We start from the raw sequence: 20750 nt of genomic DNA, 5'->3' as shown, positions 1-20750 counted from the left end.
CTGGAAATCTAATTGGCTAATTTAAGAATATAGATCATCTAAATAAAAACGTAAAATAGTAAAACAACAAGCAATTAAAAGGATAAAATCAAATTAGAAATAACCCAAAACAAATAATTATCAAATTATCTAATTGGCACATTTTCTAATTAGCCTAATTGCCAAATTATCTAATTAAACAAATGAATCAAGATTATATAAAACCAGACAATTGGTCCATCATTGAAGAAGGATTTGATGCCGAACGAGTAAAATCGTCTGAAAGTCTTTTTAGTATCGGAAACGGTGCGATGGGACAACGTGCCAATTTTGAAGAAAAATACTCCGGAGAGACTTTTCAGGGAAGTTATATTGCCGGAATTTATTATCCGGATAAAACCAAAGTGGGATGGTGGAAAAACGGATATCCAAAATATTTTGCAAAAGTATTAAACGCTCCAAACTGGATTGGAATTGACGTTGAAATCAACGAAGAAAATCTTGATTTAAATACGTGTACAGAGGTTAGAAACTTCCGCAGAGAATTGAATATGAAAGAAGGATGGTACAATCGTTCTTTTGAAGCTACGCTGAAAAACGGAACCGAAATTGCCGTAAACATTCGTCGTTTTCTTTCTTTGGATCTGGATGAAGCCGGAATTATCAAATTCGAAATTACGCCTTTAAACAAAGATGCAAAAATTGTTTACAAACCTTATGTTGATGCTGGTGTAACCAATGAAGATGCTAACTGGGAAGAAAAATTCTGGGAACCTCTTGAAGTAAAAAAAGGCACAAACGAAGCTTTTGTAACTGCTCAGACGTTTAAAACGCATTTTAAAGTGACAACTTTCATGCACAATACGATTTTGGCAAACGACGAAGATATTCATGTTTCGCCTTCTACAATCGATTCAACGGCAGATAAAGTTCAGTATACTTACGGAACTATTATTGCAAAAGGACAAACCTCAGCAATTCAGAAAATTGGTGGATATACCGTTTCTTTAAACCACGATAATACTTTGGCTGCAGCCGAAAAAACAATAAAAGCTGCCCTTAATTTAGGATACGATGCTTTACTTCAAAATCAAATTGATGCCTGGGCAAAAATCTGGGAAATGTCAGATATTACAATCAATGGCGATGTAAAAGCACAACAAGGAATCCGTTTCAATATCTTTCAGTTAAACCAGACTTATTTAGGAAAAGATTCTCGTTTGAATATTGGTCCAAAAGGTTTTACAGGCGAAAAATACGGCGGATCTACTTATTGGGATACTGAGGCATATTGTATTCCGTTTTACATGGCAACAAAAGATCAGCAGGTTGCACGTAATTTATTGACGTATCGTTTCAATCAATTAGACAAAGCGATTGAAAATGCCAAAGACAATTTAGGTTTCAAAAACGGAGCAGCTTTATATCCAATGGTTACCATGAATGGCGAAGAATGCCATAACGAATGGGAAATCACACATGAAGAAATTCACAGAAATGGTGCGATTGCTTTTGCGATTTTCAACTACAATCGTTTCACCGGAGATTACTCTTATATTCCTGAAAAAGGTCTGGAAGTTTTAATTGGAATTTCGCGTTTCTGGCACCAAAGAGCTTCATTCTCTAAAGAAAAAAATCAGTACGTAATTCTTGGCGTTACAGGTCCAAACGAATACGAAAACAACATCAACAATAATTTTTACACCAATTATATAGCAAAATGGTGTATTGATTATACCGAAGAACAAATTAAAAAAGTAGCTGCAGAATATCCATCAGATCACAAACGCATTTTAGCAAAAGTAAATCTTGCTGAGGCTGAAATTCAGGAATGGAAAAAAGTAGCCAATAATATGTATTTCCCTAAATCTGAAGAATTAGGAGTTTATCTACAACAAGATGGCTTCTTAGACAAAGATCTGGTTCCGGTAAAAGATTTAGATAAATCTCAACGCCCAATCAATCAAAAATGGTCTTGGGATCGTGTTTTACGTTCGCCTTACATCAAACAAGCCGATGTTTTACAATGTTTTTATTTCTTCGAAGATCATTTTTCTAAAGAAGAACTAAAACGTAATTTCGAATTCTACGAATCATTTACCGTTCACGAAAGTTCACTTTCGCCTTGCGTACACTCGATTCAGGCTGCACATTTAGACAAAATGGATATGGCTTATACCTTCTATTTAAGAACTTCTCGTCTTGATCTTGATGATTACAACAAAGAAGTTGAAGAAGGTTGTCACATCACGTCAATGGCGGGAACATGGATGAGTATTGTAGAAGGTTTTGGCGGAATGAGGGTAAAAAATGACCAGCTTCATTTTTCTCCAAAAATTCCAAAAGAATGGAAAGGATATTCTTTTAAAATTAATTTCAGAAATCAAATTTTAAAAGTGTCTGTAAATCATAATGAAACCAATTTTACTGTAGACGGAGATCAAGATTTAACAATTGTCGTGAACGGAAATCCTGTAATTGCAAGTAAATTTGTACAAATAAATTAAATTACCCTTAAAACTAAAAAACATGAAAAACTTATTTTTCGCAAGTTTAATCTTGTTTGCTTTTAGCTCAATCGCAGAAGCGCAACAATTAAAATCACCCGAAGGCAAGTTCGTAATGGAATTTTCGCTTCAAAATGACGGAACTCCAACTTACAATTTAAAATACAAAAATAAAGAAGTTGTTAAAACCAGTAAATTAGGTCTTGAACTTAAAGATGACAAAAAATCTTTATTGAATGATTTTACAGTTGTAGATACAAAAACATCCACTTTTGACGAAACTTGGAAACCAGTTTGGGGAGAAGTAGACAATATTAGAAATCATTATAATGAATTGGCGGTAACTTTAAATCAAAAAGGAACTGACAGACAAATCGTAATTCGTTTCCGTTTATTTGACGATGGACTTGGATTTAGATATGAATTTCCGGCTCAAAAGAATCTTACTTATTTCGTAATTAAAGAAGAAAGAACTCAGTTTGCAATGGCAGGCGACCACACTGCTTTCTGGATTCCAGGAGATTACGATACTCAGGAATACGATTATACAAAATCGAAATTATCTGAGATTAGAGGTTTATCTGAGAAAGCATATACTGCAAATGTTTCACAAAAAAACTTTTCACCAACAGGAGTTCAGACTTCTTTAATGTTGAAAACAAACGATGGAATTTACATCAACTTGCACGAAGCAGCTTTGATCAACTATTCTTGTATGCACTTAAATCTTGATGACAAAAACATGATTTTCGAATCTTGGTTAACGCCAGATGCAAAAGGAGACAAAGGATATATGCAAGCGCCAAGTCACTCACCTTGGAGAACGATTATGGCAAGCGATAATGCTACAGAAATCTTGTCTTCAAAAATGACATTAAACTTAAATGATCCATCAAAAATTGACGATACTTCCTGGATTAAACCCGTAAAGTACGTTGGTGTTTGGTGGGAAATGATTACAGGAAAAAGTTCTTGGTCATACACAAACGATTTTCCAACAGTTCAATTAGGAGTTTCTGATTTCTCAAAAGCAAAACCAAGCGGAACGCACGGAGCAAACAATGCTAACGTAAAAAAATACATTGATTTTGCTGCTGCAAATGGTTTCGACGCTGTTTTAGTTGAAGGTTGGAACGAAGGTTGGGAAGACTGGTTTGGACATTCAAAAGATTATGTTTTTGATTTCGTAACGCCTTACCCTGATTTTGATGTAAAAGGTTTGCACGAATACGCAAAATCTAAAGGAATCAAAATTATCATGCACCATGAAACTTCGGGTTCAGTTCGTAACTACGAGCGTCACATGGATAAAGCATACCAATTCATGAAAGACAATGGATATGATGCTGTAAAAAGCGGTTACGTTGGAGATATTTTGCCTCGCGGTGAAAATCATTACGATCAATGGATTGTAAACCATTATCAATATGCAATCGAAAAAGCAGCAGATTATAAAATTATGGTGAACGCTCACGAAGCAGTTCGTCCAACTGGAATCTGCAGAACGTACCCGAACTTAATTGGAAACGAAGCTGCAAGAGGTACAGAATACCAAGCTTTTGGAGGTTCTAAACCAAATCACGTTACCGTTTTACCATTTACACGTTTAATTGGTGGACCAATGGATTATACCCCTGGAATCTTCGAAATGGATATCAGCAAAATGAATCCTGATAACAAATCTCATGTAAACAGCACAATTGCAAACCAATTGGCATTATACGTTACAATGTACAGTCCATTGCAAATGGCAGCTGATACTCCGGATAACTACAACCGTTTTCCAGATGCATTCCAATTCATTAAAGATGTAGCTGTAGATTGGTCAGAAAGTAAATATATCGAGGCTGAGCCGGGAGATTATATTACTGTTGCGCGTAAAGCAAAAGGAACAAACAACTGGTTCGTTGGAAACGTAAACGGAGAAACTCCGCGTACATCAAACATCGATTTCAGTTTCCTTGAAAAAGGTAAAAAATACACCGCAACAATTTATGCTGATGCAAAAGATGCGCACTACAAAACAAACCCGCAAGCTTATACTATCAAGAAAATTGCTGTAACAAACAAATCAAAATTATCGCAGTTATCTGCTCCGGGCGGAGGTTATGCCATTAGCATTATCGAAACTAAATAATTTTTTCAAAGACAAGTAATTTTCCCCAGGATTACTTGTCTTTTTTTTATCTGATATATTTTAAGTCGTCCTGCAAGGTTTCCAAAACCTTGTAGGTCTTCTTAAACATTGCAATTATACCTACAAGGTTTTGAAAACCTTGCAGGAATTAAAACTATAAATTATGAGAATTCAAACCAACCAAATATTCTATAAAATACTTCTGTTTATTCTACTTTTTTCTGCTTCCGCGAAAGCGCAAATCCAGAAAGTAGAACCGCCGTTTTGGTACGCAGGAATGAAAAATCCGGAATTACAGATTATGTTCTACGGAAAAAATATCGCACAATATGAAGCTTCAGTTTCAAATAATGTGGTGATTAAAAATGTAGAGAAAACAGAAAATCCAAACTACCTTTTTATTACAATTGACACACAAAACCTAAAAGCTTCTGAATTGGTTTTCTCTTTCAAAACCAAAAACAAAATTGCTTTTACGCAGAAATATTCTCTTAAAGAAAGAAGAGCAAATTCGGCAGACAGAAAAAGTTACGATGCATCGGATATGATTTACCTAATCATGCCGGATCGTTTCGCTAATGGAAATCCGAAAAACGATAGCGATGCTACTTTAACAGAAAAAGGAAACCGTCAAGATCCAAGCGGACGTCATGGCGGCGATATCGAAGGAATTATCAAAAACCTGGATTATATTTCGTCTCTTGGCGCAACAACAATTTGGAGCACGCCTTTATGCGAAGACAACGACAAACAACATTCGTATCATACTTACGGACAATCTGATGTTTACAAAATTGATCCACGTTACGGAACCAATGATGATTATGCTCGTCTTTCTGCAGAAATGCACAAAAAAGACATGAAACTGGTTATGGATTATGTAACCAATCACTGGGGAATTACGCATTGGATGATGAAAGATATTCCCACGAAAACATGGTTTAATCAGTTTGAAACTTTCACACAAACACACCACAGACGCGAAGTTATTACAGATATTCACGCTTCAAAATTAGATCAGGAAGTTTGTATTGATGGCTGGTTTGTTCCGTCAATGCCAGATTTGAATTTGAAAAATCCTCTAGTTGCAAAATACTTAACTCAAAACGCCATATGGTGGATAGAATTTGCCAATCTTGACGGATTTAGAGTTGATACTTATAATTATTCTGATCCAACAGCAATGGCAAATTGGGCAAAATCGATTACAACTGAATATCCGAATTTTAATATTGTTGGAGAAATCTGGATGCACAATCAGGCGAATTTAGCCTTTTGGCAAAAAGACAGTAAAATTGGCGCGATCGAAAATTACAATTCGAATTTGCCAAGTGTAATGGATTTTACTTTGCAAAGTCAGGTTACTTCTGCTTTCAACGAAGACGAACCAAACTGGGACAACGGTTTGATCAAATTCTATAACAATTTTGCAATGGATTATTTATATCCAAATACGAATAACATTTTGGTTTTTGCCGAAAATCATGACACAGATCGTATGAATGATAAGTTTAAATATGATTTACCAAAATACAAACTTGCCATGACTTTATTGGCTACAATACGTGGAATTCCGCAATTGTATTATGGTTCAGAAATTGGAATGGGTGGCGATAAAGGCAAAGGTGATGCAGATATTCGTCAGGATTTTCCAGGCGGATGGAATGGCGACAAAAACAATGCTTTTACGGCATCAGGAAGAAATGCTGAACAAGCAAAATACTTTGATTTTACTTCTAAATTATTCACTTGGAGAAAATCAAATGAAGCCGTTCACTTCGGGAAAATGACACATTATATTCCGGAAAACAATACTTATGTTTATTTTAGATATACCGATGCAAAAACCGTAATGGTTGTTTTTAATAACAATGCAAAAGAGCAAACTATCAAAACAAACCGTTTTAAAGAAAACATCAAAAGCTTTAAATCCGGAAAAGATGTTCTAACCGGAAAAACTTTCGATTTAACTTCTGAAATTACTTTGGAACCAAAATCGGCTGTGGTTTTAGAATTGGAATAATTTTTTACACACATAGAGACATAGATTTTTTAGTTCGACAAAAGGCGTTTCACTTGCATTAACACACATAGCTATGTGAAAATGACTAGTCATTTGTTATAACCTTTTCAAGAGAATCAAATCTATGTTTCTATGTGTTTAAATATAGACAACTATTTCCGCCACGAATTCACAAATTATTATCATCAAAGATTGTCAAAAAATAATTCGTGAATTCGTGGCGGTTTTTTGTCTTAGTCAAATTATAAATGCTTGTTAAATTTAGAATAAATGAAAAAACTCACTTTCCTTTTTTTACCTTTAGTATTCATAATCACGAGTTGTTCTGGCTCAAAATCAGTTACAATGAATAACGACAATATTTCGAAAACACCTTTCGTTTGGGAAGGCGCAAATGTTTACTTTTTACTTACCGATCGTTTTTATAACGGAGATACTTCTAACGATTTAAACTTCAACCGCACCAAAACCCCAGGGAAATTACGCGGATTTGAAGGTGGCGATATCATCGGAATTACCAAAAAAATTGAATCAGGATATTTTGAAAAATTAGGGATAAATGCTATCTGGCTTACACCAATTGTAGAACAAATTCACGATGGAGTTGACGAAGGAACCGGATTGAGTTATGGTTTTCATGGTTATTGGGCAAGAGATTGGACAGCTTTAGATCCAAACTTCGGAACAAAAGAAGACTTAGCAAATCTGGTGAAAAAAGCACACGAAAAAGGCATCCGAATTATGCTTGACGGCGTTATTAATCATACTGGCCCCGTAACTCCCGAAGATCCTGTTTGGCCATCAGACTGGGTTCGAACCGGCGTTGTTTGCGATTATAAGTCATTCGAAAATACTACGATGTGTACTTTGGTAGACAATCTTCCGGACGTTAGAACTGAAAGTGTTCAGGAAGTAGAATTACCGCCTTTTTTAATCGGAAAATGGAAAAAAGAAGGTCGTTATGAAAAAGAAATAGCTTCATTGGATGAATTTTTCAAAAGAACAAATTATCCAAGAACTCCAAAATATTACATCATAAAATGGCTAACCGATTATATAACAGAATTTGGAGTTGACGGTTATCGCGGAGATACCGTAAAACATACCGAAGAAAGCGTTTGGGCAGATTTTAAAAAAGAATGTGATTATGCTTTTGAAAACTGGAAAAAACATCATCCGTTACAAGTTCTGGATCAAAATCCGTTTTATACTATTGCCGAAGTTTACGGTTACGGAATTAGCGGTGGACAAGATTATGATTTTGGAGATCGAAAAGTGAACTACTTTCAGAATGGTTTTAACAGCATGATTAATTTTGAATTCAAATGGAATGCTGCTCAAAACAATTACGAAGGTTTATTTTCGAAATATTCAAATGCTTTAAATAATGATCTAAAAGGATATTCGGTCCTTAATTATATGTCTTCACACGATGATGGACAACCATTTGATGCAAACAGAGTAAAAGGCATCGAAGCCGGAACTAAATTATTGCTTTCGCCTGGAATGTCTCAGGTTTATTATGGCGATGAATCTAACAGATCTTTGGTTATTGAAGGTACTCAGGGCGATGCTACTTTACGTTCGAATATGAATTGGGACGATATTCAGAATAATTCTGAAGTACAAAAAACACTTTTGCATTGGCAGAAATTAGGACAATTTAGACGAAATCATCCTGCGATTGGCGCCGGAATTCATTCACAAATAAACGGTGAACCTTATGTTTTTTCGAGAACATTTACCAAAGATACTTTTACCGATCAGGTAATTATTGGTCTGGATTTACCACAAGGAAAAAAAGAAATTCAAGTCGATTCTATTTTCCAAAACGGAACAAAACTAAGAGATACTTATTCTAATCAGGAAGTTGAAGTCATTGATGGAAAAGTTTCAATTGACAGTGATTTCAATTTTGTTCTATTGGAAAAAATTTAACCGCAGTCGCTAGGTTTTTCTCTCGCAGATTTTGCAGATAAGGCAGATTAAAAAAAATAAACAGATATACGCAGATTATTTATAAATGCATTCTAAAATAAATCTGCTTTATCTGCAAAATCTGCGAGAGAAATAAATACTTATAATCTGTGGCAACACTTTTTTAATAAATTCCTTGCGACCTTTGCGTAAAACTTTGCGACCTTTGCGGTTAAACTTCTTCAACATGCTAAAAATAGCACATCGCGGCGCCAAAGGATACGAACCTGAAAACACACTCAAATCCTTCCAGAAAGCTTTAGACTTAAACGCAGACGGAATCGAACTTGATGTTCATTTAAGTTCTGATGGGCATATAATCGTAATGCACGATGAAACCACCGACAGAACAACCAACGGAAAAGGTCTTGTAAATAACTTATCTTTGTCCCAATTAAAGTCTTTTTTGATTGCAGATCAGCTTGAGATTCCAACTTTAATTGAGGTTTTTGATTTGATCGACAAAAAATGCTTGATCAATGTCGAGTTAAAAGGTGTTGGAACAGCGAGTAAAGTTGTGGCTTTGATTGAAGAATATATTTCGGATAAAAACTGGAAATATGGGGATTTCATCATTTCGAGTTTTGAATGGAATATGCTTGAAGAAGTCCACAATCTAAATTCAAATATTGCGATCGGAGTTTTAACCGAAGAAGATGTAGACAAAGCTTTGGCTTTCGCTGAAAGTATAAAAGCAAAAGCTATTAATCCGGATTTTCAATTATTGAATTCCGAAAACACTAAAGAAATACAGGAAAAAGGATTTCAGGTTCTGCCTTGGACAGTAGATTCTCCGGAAGACATTCAAAGAATAAAAAGCTATAACGTAGACGGAATCATAAGTGATTTTCCGGATAGACTATAAAACCAATCGTTGCAATCTTTGTCAAAGTTTAAAACTTTGACAAAGATTATTTAACAAGTCCACAACATTTAAAATTTGTGTTAATTCGTGGAATTCGTGGCAAAAAAAATAGTGGCAAAAAATAAAATATGATTAAAAATTTCGACATAATTATTGTTGGCGGAGGCGCTGCAGGTTTTTTTACAGCGATTAATATTGCAGAGAAAAATCCAAAACTGAAAATTGCCATTTTAGAAAGAGGGAAAGAAGTACTTTCTAAAGTTCGTGTTTCCGGCGGTGGAAGATGCAACGTAACACACGCTTGTTTTGAACCAAATGAATTGGTTAAATTTTATCCGCGTGGCGAAAAAGAGCTTCGTGGACCTTTTCACCAGTTTTGTTCCGGAGATACAATTGAATGGTTCGAAAAACATGGTGTCGAATTAAAAATCGAAGACGACGGAAGAATGTTTCCCGTTTCGAATTCCTCTCAAACTATTATAGATTGTTTCTTAGAAGCGACCGGAAAATTAGGTATTAAAGTCTTAACCGGACAAAGCGTACAATCGATTTTTAAAGCTGAAAATCATTGGAAAATTGATACTCAGGATGAAAATTATGCCACAGAAAAACTAGTTCTTGCCACAGGAAGTAACCCAAAAATCTGGGAAATGCTTCAAACGCAAGGACACGCAATTGTGAGCCCCGTTCCTTCCCTATTTACATTTAATATTAAAGACCCAAGAATAAAAGAATTACCCGGCGTTGCTGCTCAAGTTACCGTAAATGTAAAAGATACCAAACTAGAATCTACCGGACCTTTGTTAATCACGCATTGGGGAATGAGCGGACCAGCGATTCTAAAACTTTCGGCTTGGGGCGCACGTATTTTATTCGATAAAAATTATCAGTTTACCATTTTTGTAAATTGGTTAAACGATGTTGATACAGAAGACGCCGAAAAAATTCTGAAAGACTTAAAACAGGAACACGCTAAAAAAGCCGTTTCTAAAAAATCTCCTTTCGATTTCCCGAATCGTTTGTGGGAAAGCCTTGTTTTAGCTTCAGAAATTGAAGCAGAAACGAAATGGGCAGATTTATCTAAAATACAATTACAGAATTTAGCTTCTCAATTGACAAAAGCAAAGTTTCAGGTTAACGGAAAAAGTACTTTTAAAGAAGAATTTGTTACCGCCGGAGGAATTGATTTAAAAGAAATCAACTTCAAAACCATGGAAAGCAAATTGCATCAAAACCTTTATTTTGCTGGAGAGATTGTAAACATTGATGCCATTACAGGAGGATTTAATTTTCAGAATGCCTGGACAGGCGGGTTTATTTTGGCTAATGCTATCTAATAACAATCATGAATTCATCATTAAAAAAACAAATACTTTCGATCGCTTCATTTTCTGAAAATGAAATCGAGACGATTGATTCTTGTTTTGAATATGAAAGATTTGATGCTAAAACTGATCTTTCTTCTTTTGAAAAAATCAGTAACAAGATTTTTTTTATTATTGATGGATTAGCCCGTGTTTATTATTTAAAAGATGGAAAAGAAATCACCACTTACTTGAGTTGTGATGACGGTTTTATTGCTTCTTATTCGAGTTTCATCAATCAAACCTCATCTTTTGAAAACATTCAATGTATAGAGGATTCCGAAGTTCTTTCGATAAGTTATAACAAAATGCAATATTTATATGGCGAAATTCCAAATTGGGAACGTGTCGGGAGGATTTTAGCAGAGCAGAATTACCTTTGTATGGCGGATCGCGTTTTGAAACTTCAAATGATTCCGGCGAAAGAAAAGTACTTAACCTTTTTAGAATCGGCTCCAGCCAAAATAATCCAGCGAACGCCTTTAATTTATATCGCTTCGTTTTTAGGGATAACTCCAGAATCTTTAAGCAGAATCAGACAAAGTATTTCTTAACATTTATCAAGTGAATTGAATAACTGAATTCAAATCTTTGCAAATATAAAATTTGAAAAGATGAAGAATATAGCCAAAGATGTTTACCAGATTCCCTTATTCCCTCGTAACGCCATTAATTGTTATTTAGTTGAAGATGTATTAATTGATGCCGGAATTAGGAGTTCTAGCAGCATCATTTTGAATTCTTTAAAAAATAAAGCAATAACCAAACATGTATTAACGCACGCTCATGCCGATCATCAGGGAAGCAGTAAAATTATTTGTGAAACGTTGAATATCCCGCTTTGGTGTAGTGAATTAGAGAAACCAACTGCAGAAAACGGAAATGTGGTTTTTGAATACCCAAATCCTAATCATATTATTTCAAAATTTCAAAAGAAATTTTGGGCAGGTAAAGGATATCCTGTAGCACAAACATTAAAGGAAGGCGATACTATTGCAGGATTTACTGTTATTGAAACTCCCGGGCATTCGAGTGGTCATTTATCTTTTTTTAGAGAATCAGATGGTGTTCTTATCGTTGGAGATGTTATAACAAACATGAATCTATTAACTACAATTGTCGGTTTGCATGAACCTCCTAATTTATTTACAAGCAATCAGGAATTAAATAGAAATTCAATTAAAAAACTGGCTTCGCTAAGACCAAAAGTACTTTGTTTTGGTCATGGTCCTGTTTTAGTAAATAAGGGAGAATTAGAAAAATTCGCAGCAAAATTTTAATTTTATAATTAACAAGAATTTACATATTCGCTAAGTTTTAGTTAAGACAATTCTAATAATTTTACTTTCAACTAAATACCACCAGATGAAAGTAAAATTACTTACCACGATTTCTTTTTTAACGTACCAACTTTCTATTTCTCAAACAGAAAAACTAATTCATGGAAAAGTTCTTTCTAATAAAACACCGCTAAATAAAGTTGAGGTAATCAATAAAACAGCCAAAACCAGCACAAAAACAAATGAATTTGGAGATTTTTCGATTTTGGTAAATGTAAAAGATAGTTTGATTTTTTATTCTAAAGATTATCTATTCGCACGGTTGAAAATTACCGAAAAGGAAATCGAAATCAATAATCTTATAGTAAATATGATTCCGAAAGCAGAAGAATTAAATGAAGTTGTAATAACTAAGGCCAAATTCGATAAAGTTAAGATCGATGCTGATGCTGTTGCAGATGTATTAATCAGCAAAAATGCCAAAGATTTATTCTGGAATACAGGAGTTAGTGATAATTCAATTAGAGAAGCTCTTCGAATTTCATTTCCTTTAAAAGGCAAACAAAAGAAAACAATCGAACTTGACGACGATCGTTTTAAGAAACTGGTAATTGCTTTTTGTCCACCCGATTTTTTCATCAATAATCTAAAAATAAAACCCGAAGAAAAAGATCTTTTTATTGAATTCTGCGATGCTGATCCAAAATCTAAATTGCTTCTGGAACATCCAAACATTTTAGCTACAATGGATTTTTTGTATATCAAAAATGATGAGTTTAAAAAATTGAATTCCACAAGTAAAAACTAAAAAACAAGTAAATGAAAGTAAAATTACTTACCACAATTTCTTTTTTAACCTATCAGCTTTCTATTTCTCAAACTGAAAAATTACTTCACGGAAAAGTCCTGTCTAATAACTATCCTATTAAAAAAGTAGAGGTTATCAATAAAACAGCGAAAACCAGCACAACAACAGATTATTTAGGAGAGTTTTCAATTTTGGTTAAAGCTAAAGATAGTTTACTGTTTTTTTCTAAAGATTACTTTTTTACAAGATTAAAAATAACACCTGAAGATATTGCTAAAAATAATCTTATAGTAAATATGATTATCAGGCCCGAAGAACTGGACGAAGTAGTAGTCACTTCTATAAAACTTAATCCTTTTAAGATTTCTCAACAAGATTTGGACGACATAAAGCTCACAAAAGATGCCTTATCTCTTCAAAAATATACTGGCGTTTACAACGGAACAATTACAAATGGTGCGGACTTCGGCCGAATGGGAACAGGGCTTATAAATTTATTCAAAAAAGATAAAGACAAAGAACTAAAAAAGAAAACGGAACAAACTGTTTTCAAAAAACTCGTAACAGCATCAATTCCTTCCACTTTTTTTACCAAGGATTTAAAATTACCTCCCGAAGAAGTTGAACTTTTTCTGGACTTCTGCGATGCAGATCCAAAATCTAAAAACCTTTTAGAAAACAATAATGTATTAACTACAATGGATTTTTTGTACGCTAAAAATGAGATGTTCAAAAAAATAAAAATGGAGCCTAAAAATTAATTCGCAGCATTTAATTCTCGTTTGTGTAAACACAAATTCGATATACAAAAACCTTTGCCATTAGGAATTTGCATATCGAATTTGCTAAACATGAAAATTTGTGTTTAGTATCCCGGATTCTGCTTTAAATTCAAATTAAATAAAGCATCTGACGGAAGACAATACAATAAATATTTCTCTGGTGAAACGTTCTTTTTTAATTCTCTGGCTCCCAGAAAAGTTCCAAAACGAATCATATCATTTCTTCTCCATCCTTCCCACCATAATTCTCTGCCTCTTTCGGCATATAAATTTTCTAAAGTAGCCGTTGGCGCAGGAACACCTGTTCTTACTGCAATTTTATCCATAATATCCTGAGCAGAACCATTACCTGATGCAGCTCCTCCTCTAAGAATTGCTTCGGCTTCCATTAACAAAGCATCGGCATAACGCATTAAGATAAAGTCATTTTCCGGATGATCAAGATTATTAACATCCGGCTGGTATTTTTGAGTTCTAATTCCGGCTGTTTCAATAGTTGGTCCTGAAAGAATTAAGGTCACTTCTTTGGTAAAGAATAACGGATTTCCGTTTCTGTCTTTTAACGGAATTGTTCCTCCGGGCGTGATTGCGCCTGTAACCTCATCTGTAGTTTCGGGAGCATACATTTGTCCGTATTGAAATCCGATTGGGTTTCCAAAATGAGCAATAATTTCGGGTGTTGAATGCTGAAGACGATCATCTGCCACATTAAAACGATCATAATATTCTCCTACCGTACAAAATCCATTATAACCGTCTGGCGTTTGGTTGTAATGCATTCCGTATCTCCAGTAATCTCCAAGAGATCCTCCGTCTCCTAATACATTTTTTGAAGAGAATAAAATCTCAGGCGAATTGTTATTGTCCGGTGTAAAATTATCCCAATAAGAATGGGCTAAACTACTTTGTATGGCTTCTATATGAGCAATAACTTTGTTCATATTTGCGACTTCAAAAGTGTATGGCCCAGCAGGATTTGCTGCTTTGAAAACACCAAGATTCAAATAAATTTTAGCTAATAAAAAATGACCTGCATCTGCATTTACTATACTTGCATCTCCTGCAATACGAGCTGGTAAATCTGGCTGAATCGCTTCTAATTCGCTAAGTACAAAATCAGTTGCCTGAGCTCTTGTCCATACTTTAGGATCACTTGTTAATGGAGTTCCTGCTTGTCTATAAGGAGTTTGTCCGTATAGATCCAAAACATTATAATAATAGAAAGCTCTTAAAAAACGGGCCTGAACAATCTCTGAAGCATCTTTAGAGTTTTCGATAATCGTATTACAATCGTACACACTTGCCAATAAACTGTTCCAGGCATTCCTGATCTCGACATTATCCGGCGTCCAGGTCAGGGTATGAAATTGTCTCCAGGTACCGTTATCATCCCAATCTCCTCCACGTGTTGGACCAACTAATGCATCTGTAGACATTTCGTTTAATGTATGCATTTGTTCCTGAGCCTGAAAATTTCTTAATCCCTGATAAGCAGTATGTAACAAAGCAGCTGTATTTACAGGAGTATTTTCTCCTCCGGTAGGGATTCCGTCTAAAACTTCTTCATTCAAGTTCGTACAGCTAACACTTAAAATTAGTGTACTTACGAAAAAGATACTTTTTATAATATTGATAGTTTTCATAGTTTTTAAAATTAAAATGTTACGTTAAGTCCAAAAGCAATTCCTTTTGATCTTGGGTAAGCCAGATAATCCATACCTGCAGAAGGAACTCCGTTAACTTGTTTGTTAATATCTACTTCGGGGTCAAATCCGGTATAATTTGTAAACAATAACAGGTTTGAACCGTTTGCATAAATACGCACATTTTTGCATTTCATTCTTTCGATTAAAGCTCCTGTAAAAGTGTATCCAAAGGTTAATTCTCCCATTCTTAAGAAGTCTCCTTTTTGCAAAAATTTAGTCGAAGGCGAGTTTGGATCTCCTTGTGCCTGCTCAGAATAAGCTGCTTTTTCAGTAACATTTCTTCCTCCTAAAAAAGCTCCTTTAAAGAAATAAGCATTTTGTGTATTATCATAAATATAATTTCCTGCAACTCCGTAGAACGAAACTACAGCATCAAAACCTTTGTATTTAAAAGTTGACGAAAAACCATAATTTATTTTTGGTAATGGCTGTTTATTCAGTAATTGTTTAGAAGCGTCTCCGAGTCCGGCTGGTGCTCCAGCGGCATTTGTATAAATAGAATTTCCGCTGGCATCATATCCCTTAAAATCATATAAATAATACGAATAAAGCGGTTTGTTATTCGTGATTACTTGTGTATAAGCACCGTCTAATCCTTGTCCGTTTAAACCTCCGGTTCCAACAGTTCCGCTAAAGTTTTTCATTTCGTTTTTAAGGAAAGAAGCATTGGCACCAATTTCCCAAGAAACATTTTCAGTCTCAATTATTTTATAATCCAAACTAACCTCAACTCCCTGATTGATTAAGTTTCCAGGTAAGTTTTTGTTACGCGGCGTATTTGGTCCCGGCTGCGTTGACGCTTGCGGAACAGGGAAAATTAAATCCTTTGTGTTTCTGTAAAAGTAATCTACCGTCCCTGTTAATCTGTATTTTAATAAAGTGAAATCTGTTCCAATTCCCCATGATTCTGTAGTTTCCCATTTCAGATTATCATTGGCATTCGTATCAATATTTAAAGTTCCATTATTGCCATAACTCGCTCTTCCGATAGCGGAGTTTGGAGCAAATTCCTGATTTCCTGTAATACCCCAGTTTCCTCTAATTTTCAAGTTATTCAGAATTCCATCTTTATCCTGAAATAAATTGTCAGCAAAACCAATAGACGGAAACGTTCCGTATTTATTGTTCGCTCCCAATTTTGTAGATCCATCTGTACGAACGGTGGCCGTAATTACATATTGTTTGAAAAAAGTAGCATCGGCTCTGGCATAAAAAGATTGCAATTCAGAAGCATTTTTAAAAGAACTGGTTCTAAATTCATTTTGAAGTCCGCCTTCGATATTATCTATTAAATTGGTTTGAGCCGGGTCATATCCTTTTCCTGAAGTTAGAAAACCACTCGCCAGATAGTAATAATAGGAATATCCAACTAAAGCATTCAGGTTAAAATTATCTCCAAATTTATTGGTATAATTTAAGTTGTTTTCGAAGGTTTTATTGAAATTACTAAGTCCCTGAATAGACGCTGTACCGTATTTTGTAATCGCAGGATCTGATCCGGGAACTGCACCAAAAAACGCATCTCCCTGAATTTGCATCGTTGGTAAAATTTGACTTTTTCTGGTAGAATTTGAAGTTTCTACGCCAAATAAGAAATTATATTTAAAGTGATTTCCCAACCTAAGTACGGCATTAATACTTCCTAATAATTTATTGGTATTGGTGTAATCTTTATAAGAATCCAGTAGTTGTACCGGATTTAAATACGTTTCGCTTACCACATTATAATGTCCATCGGCGTTGTAAATTGGTCTTGTCGGATTCCAATATAAAGCAGATCCAATAACGTTCCCAATGTAACTCGCATTATTTGTTATTAAAGTCGTCTGGTCGTTTATACTTGCATAAAGCAATTTTGTATCTACTTTTAATATTTTATCAAAGAAATTGTTTGAGTTGAAAAACGAAATCGTGTATTTGTCTAATCCTGTATTTTTTACAATTCCCTTGTTATTACTGGTAGAAAAAGATACTCTGGTGCTCGAATTTTCGCTTGACGAATTAAAAGATAAATTATTGTTTACCGCTACTCCCCTCTGCAATACAGCATCTTCCCAATTGTAATTTCTTCCCCCGTAATCTTGGTTATTAATTGCCGGAGTTCCTGCAACAGGATCCGCAGGAATAGATGGTACACCGGCTGCTTTGCTTGCTGCAACAAACTGATCAGGATTCATTACATTAAAATTTCCTGCTTTTGTACTAAACTGTGTTGAGGTGCTAAAGTTGAATTCAGGAACGTTAGATTTTCCTTTTTTGGTTGTAATTACGATTACTCCATTTGCTCCACGTGCGCCATAAATTGCTGTAGAAGAAGCATCTTTTAGAACAGAAATAGATTCGATATCGGCTTCGTTTATAAAGTTTAAAGGATTTTTTGCTGAAGAAGTTCCTAATAAATCAGCTCCTTCTGCAGATACATCTCCTCCACTTAACGGAACTCCATCAACTACAATTAAAGGTCCATTTCCGGAACGAACAGAAGAGGAACCACGAACCCGAATCGTAACTGCAGAACCTGGTTCTCCGCTTGTTTGCGTAATTTGTACTCCGGCAACTTTACCCCTTAGCAATAAAGCTGGCGATGTATTTGAAACTCCATCAAAATCTTTTGACGAAAGCACGTCTACAGCTCCCGTTAAATCTTTCTTTTTTGAAGTTCCGTAACCCACGACTACAACTTCGTTTAGTTCGCTGCGGTCCTGAGCCAATACTACATTTATCTTAGTTCGTCCGTCAACATTTACTTCCTGATTTTTAAGACCGATGTAGCTAAAAATCAATACCGCACTTTTGTTTACGTTTTTAATCGTAAATCTACCGTCAAAATCAGTTTGAGCCTCGTTTTTACTTCCCTTTACTAATATTGAAACGCCAGGAAGCGGGCCATTAGAATCTGAAACCAGCCCGGACACATCTTGCGAATACATCCAACTAGTACATAGCATGGTTATAATAACCATTAAGCCTTTTTGTAGACTATTTTTCATCGTAATATTTTTTTGGTTAATAATTTTGGTTTTTGTTTAGTTATTTTTTTTAATGTGGTTATAAATACTTTTGGTTGAAACTAAACCGTTTCGAGGTTAAAATTGTATACTAATGCAGCAGCACCCAAAACGGCACTGTTTTTAAGTTCTGAATTCTCAATTCTGAGTTTTTTTAGCTCAACAGGAAACATAAAATCATGAAGACCTTCCCAAACCGCATCAATAAAAAATTCATAAGCATTACTTATAGAACCTCCCAGAATTATGATTTCGGGGTCGTAGGCGTATAAAACTATTTTGATAACCTGAGAGAGATTTTTACCATATTCCTTAAAAATTTCTAAGGCTTGTGGATCTCCTTTTTTAGCTTCGAGATAGACTTTTTCTCCGTCTAATCCGCGGGAAATAAAAAACTCGCTGGCACAATATTGCTCAATAATTCCGTCTTTATAAGAGATACTTCCTATTTCGCCGGCTCCCGTATTTACTCCTTGATATAATTTATTTTCGATAATGATTCCGCTTCCAAGACCGGTTCCTATAGTTACTGCCACAAAATTTGCAGAGTCAGTTCCTTTTCCAAAGAAATTTTCGCCTAAAGCAAAACAGTTCGAATCGTTATTGACATACACCGGAATTTTGAAGTGCTCTTCAAGTATTTTTTTCACGTGAACTTCTTTCCAGGATGGGATGGCAACAACATCATATACAATTCCTTCTTTCCAATCTACTACACTTGGTACGCCAATACCAATACCTTCGCAACCGGGCTGATAAACTTGTTCTATGGCATGTATCAATCTGTCTAAAACTACTTTTTCAGATTCTTTGGCGGGTGTATCTACTACACATTCGGAGATTATTTCTTTTCCTAAAATAAGGCTAGTGTGGATTTTTGTCCCTCCCATGTCAACGCCTATGATCTTTCTTTCCGACATTTTTAAAACTTTATATAATTATTGATTTTCTTTTGTTTTCTTTAAATTTATTGTGGCATTGTTGACTAAAGGCTTGGCCCAAAAACCAATGCTCAGGATGTATCCGAGTGTAATATACAAGGTGGTCATTGCATATTGAAGCCCAATTATATCGCCTAGTTTCCCAATGATTAATGACATCACAGCTCCGCCAACAATTCCGGTACATAAAATACCAGAGAAAGCGCCATGATTATTTTTAAGAGAGTTTAATGCCAATGAAAAAACGACAGACCACATTACTGAAAGGGCAAAACCAGAAAGCGGAAACGCATAAAGCGAAATTTCTGCCGAACCAAATAAGGCAAGTGTTAGAAGAATAATTGCCCCAGCTGCAAATAGAATAAGTACTTTTCGGCTGTCTAGAAATTTAAGCAAAACCAAACCTAAAAGACATCCCGCGGTCAAAAGTCCCCAGAAATAGGCCACGGCTTCGGCACCAACAGTTTGAGGAGAATAACCGTGATAATCACTTAGAAATTTCGACATCCAATTGGCGATTCCTTGCTCCGTTCCTACGTAGGCAAAAGTTCCGAAGAAGAATAAAAGCACCGTTTTGTTTTTAAGCAAATCTTTGTAAACGCTCCATGTTCCTGCTTTTTCGGTTTCGTCTAATTCAAATTTTGGGAACTTAAAAAGCAGAATAATAAGAACCATGGCAAGTGCTGTTATGGCAAAAATCCAATATAGAGAAACCCAATTTAGATTTGCAGGAACTAGTTTTGATAAGATTTCCAGAAACTCATTTGAATTTTTCTGATCGTGTTTGATGTTGGTTACCAAGTAACTATAAACCAACGGACTTAAAAAAGAAGCTAACCCAAAGAATAATTGCGCCATTACAGAGTTGAACGCAAAATGTTCTTCGCCTCCTGAAACTCGCAACAACGGATTAATTGCTACTTGCAAAGCCGCCATTCCAATTCCGATTAAAAACAAGGAAACCAGTGCCATAGAATAATACGGAAACAAACCGAATAACAACGAACCTAATGCGGCTATCAGAAACGAAAATGCCATCACTTTTTTCTCTCTGTATTTTTCGAGCAAAACTCCTGCTGAAGTCGACATCACGCCATAAGCAGCAAAAAATGAAAACGGAAGAAAACCAACCATACCAAGCGATAAATGGTAACTATTGATAATATCCGGAATTAATGGTCCCATAATGTTAGTCAGAAAAGAAATAACAAAAAAGGTCAAAAACACCAATCCTACTGTTAATTTACTCGTTTTCATTTGTTTGTTTATTTATTAAAATTTTAGATTTAGACATGAGTTTTCCTTCTGAAAAAGAAATCCGTTTTTTGGACTTCTAATTCACTTTAATTATTAAATAGTATTTTACTATTTCA

General features: G+C 35.0%; 14 protein-coding genes. 10 read left to right on the top strand and 4 right to left on the bottom strand.

The window, feature by feature from the left end; genetic code table 11:
• Positions 1 to 182 precede the first annotated feature (182 nt).
• The 10 genes from LPB88_RS00540 to LPB88_RS00495 all read left to right on the top strand — a co-directional run bounded on the left by LPB88_RS00540 (position 183) and on the right by LPB88_RS00495 (position 13701).
• Positions 183 to 2486 (top strand): glycoside hydrolase family 65 protein, encoded by a 2304-nt coding sequence (locus tag LPB88_RS00540; RefSeq protein WP_230711875.1) that lies wholly within the window; start codon positions 183 to 185, stop codon positions 2484 to 2486.
• Between the two features lie 22 nt (positions 2487 to 2508).
• Entirely contained in the window at positions 2509 to 4623 is a 2115-nt protein-coding gene (locus LPB88_RS00535) for a glycoside hydrolase family 97 protein (RefSeq protein WP_230711874.1), read from the top strand.
• 163 nt (positions 4624 to 4786) lie between these two features.
• Positions 4787 to 6646 (top strand): glycoside hydrolase family 13 protein, encoded by a 1860-nt coding sequence (locus LPB88_RS00530; protein ID WP_230711873.1) that lies wholly within the window; start codon positions 4787 to 4789, stop codon positions 6644 to 6646.
• A gap of 270 nt (positions 6647 to 6916) precedes the next feature.
• Positions 6917 to 8584 (top strand): alpha-amylase family glycosyl hydrolase, encoded by a 1668-nt coding sequence (locus LPB88_RS00525; protein ID WP_230711872.1) that lies wholly within the window; start codon positions 6917 to 6919, stop codon positions 8582 to 8584.
• 226 nt (positions 8585 to 8810) lie between these two features.
• On the top strand, positions 8811 to 9488 hold the full coding sequence (locus tag LPB88_RS00520) for a glycerophosphodiester phosphodiesterase family protein (RefSeq protein ID WP_230711871.1): 678 nt from the start codon (positions 8811 to 8813) through the stop codon (positions 9486 to 9488).
• A 128-nt stretch (positions 9489 to 9616) separates the two neighbouring features.
• Positions 9617 to 10825: an NAD(P)/FAD-dependent oxidoreductase gene (locus LPB88_RS00515; protein WP_230711870.1), complete on the top strand. Its 1209-nt coding sequence runs from the start codon at positions 9617 to 9619 to the stop codon at positions 10823 to 10825.
• Between the two features lie 8 nt (positions 10826 to 10833).
• Entirely contained in the window at positions 10834 to 11406 is a 573-nt protein-coding gene (locus LPB88_RS00510) for a Crp/Fnr family transcriptional regulator (protein WP_230711869.1), read from the top strand.
• Between the two features lie 60 nt (positions 11407 to 11466).
• A complete protein-coding gene (locus tag LPB88_RS00505) occupies positions 11467 to 12132 on the top strand; it encodes an MBL fold metallo-hydrolase (protein WP_230711868.1) in 666 nt (221 codons plus the stop codon).
• Between the two features lie 85 nt (positions 12133 to 12217).
• A complete protein-coding gene (locus LPB88_RS00500) occupies positions 12218 to 12940 on the top strand; it encodes a hypothetical protein (protein ID WP_230711867.1) in 723 nt (240 codons plus the stop codon).
• Positions 12941 to 12951: 11 nt separating this feature from the next.
• Positions 12952 to 13701, top strand: a complete 750-nt coding sequence (locus LPB88_RS00495) for a hypothetical protein (protein ID WP_230711866.1) — start codon at positions 12952 to 12954, stop codon at positions 13699 to 13701.
• Positions 13702 to 13805: 104 nt separating this feature from the next.
• Here the strand turns inward: LPB88_RS00495 and LPB88_RS00490 are convergent, their stop codons facing one another.
• From LPB88_RS00490 to LPB88_RS00475, 4 genes are all read right to left on the bottom strand, one after another.
• Positions 13806 to 15365: a RagB/SusD family nutrient uptake outer membrane protein gene (locus LPB88_RS00490; RefSeq protein WP_230711865.1), complete on the bottom strand. Its 1560-nt coding sequence runs from the start codon at positions 15363 to 15365 to the stop codon at positions 13806 to 13808.
• An 11-nt stretch (positions 15366 to 15376) separates the two neighbouring features.
• Entirely contained in the window at positions 15377 to 18418 is a 3042-nt protein-coding gene (locus tag LPB88_RS00485) for a SusC/RagA family TonB-linked outer membrane protein (protein WP_230711864.1), read from the bottom strand.
• A gap of 80 nt (positions 18419 to 18498) precedes the next feature.
• Positions 18499 to 19356 carry an ROK family protein gene (locus LPB88_RS00480; RefSeq protein WP_230711859.1) on the bottom strand — a complete coding sequence of 286 codons (858 nt, stop codon included), beginning with the start codon at positions 19354 to 19356 and terminating at the stop codon, positions 18499 to 18501.
• Positions 19357 to 19374: 18 nt separating this feature from the next.
• Entirely contained in the window at positions 19375 to 20634 is a 1260-nt protein-coding gene (locus LPB88_RS00475; protein WP_230711856.1) for an MFS transporter, read from the bottom strand.
• Positions 20635 to 20750: the final 116 nt, after the last annotated feature.

Origin of the sequence: Flavobacterium sp. JAS, assembly GCF_020991455.1 — a bacterium.
Taxonomy (GTDB): Bacteria; Bacteroidota; Bacteroidia; order Flavobacteriales; family Flavobacteriaceae; genus Flavobacterium.
Note: the sequence above shows the minus strand (reverse complement) of the source record. Positions and strands in the feature narration are given on the sequence as shown.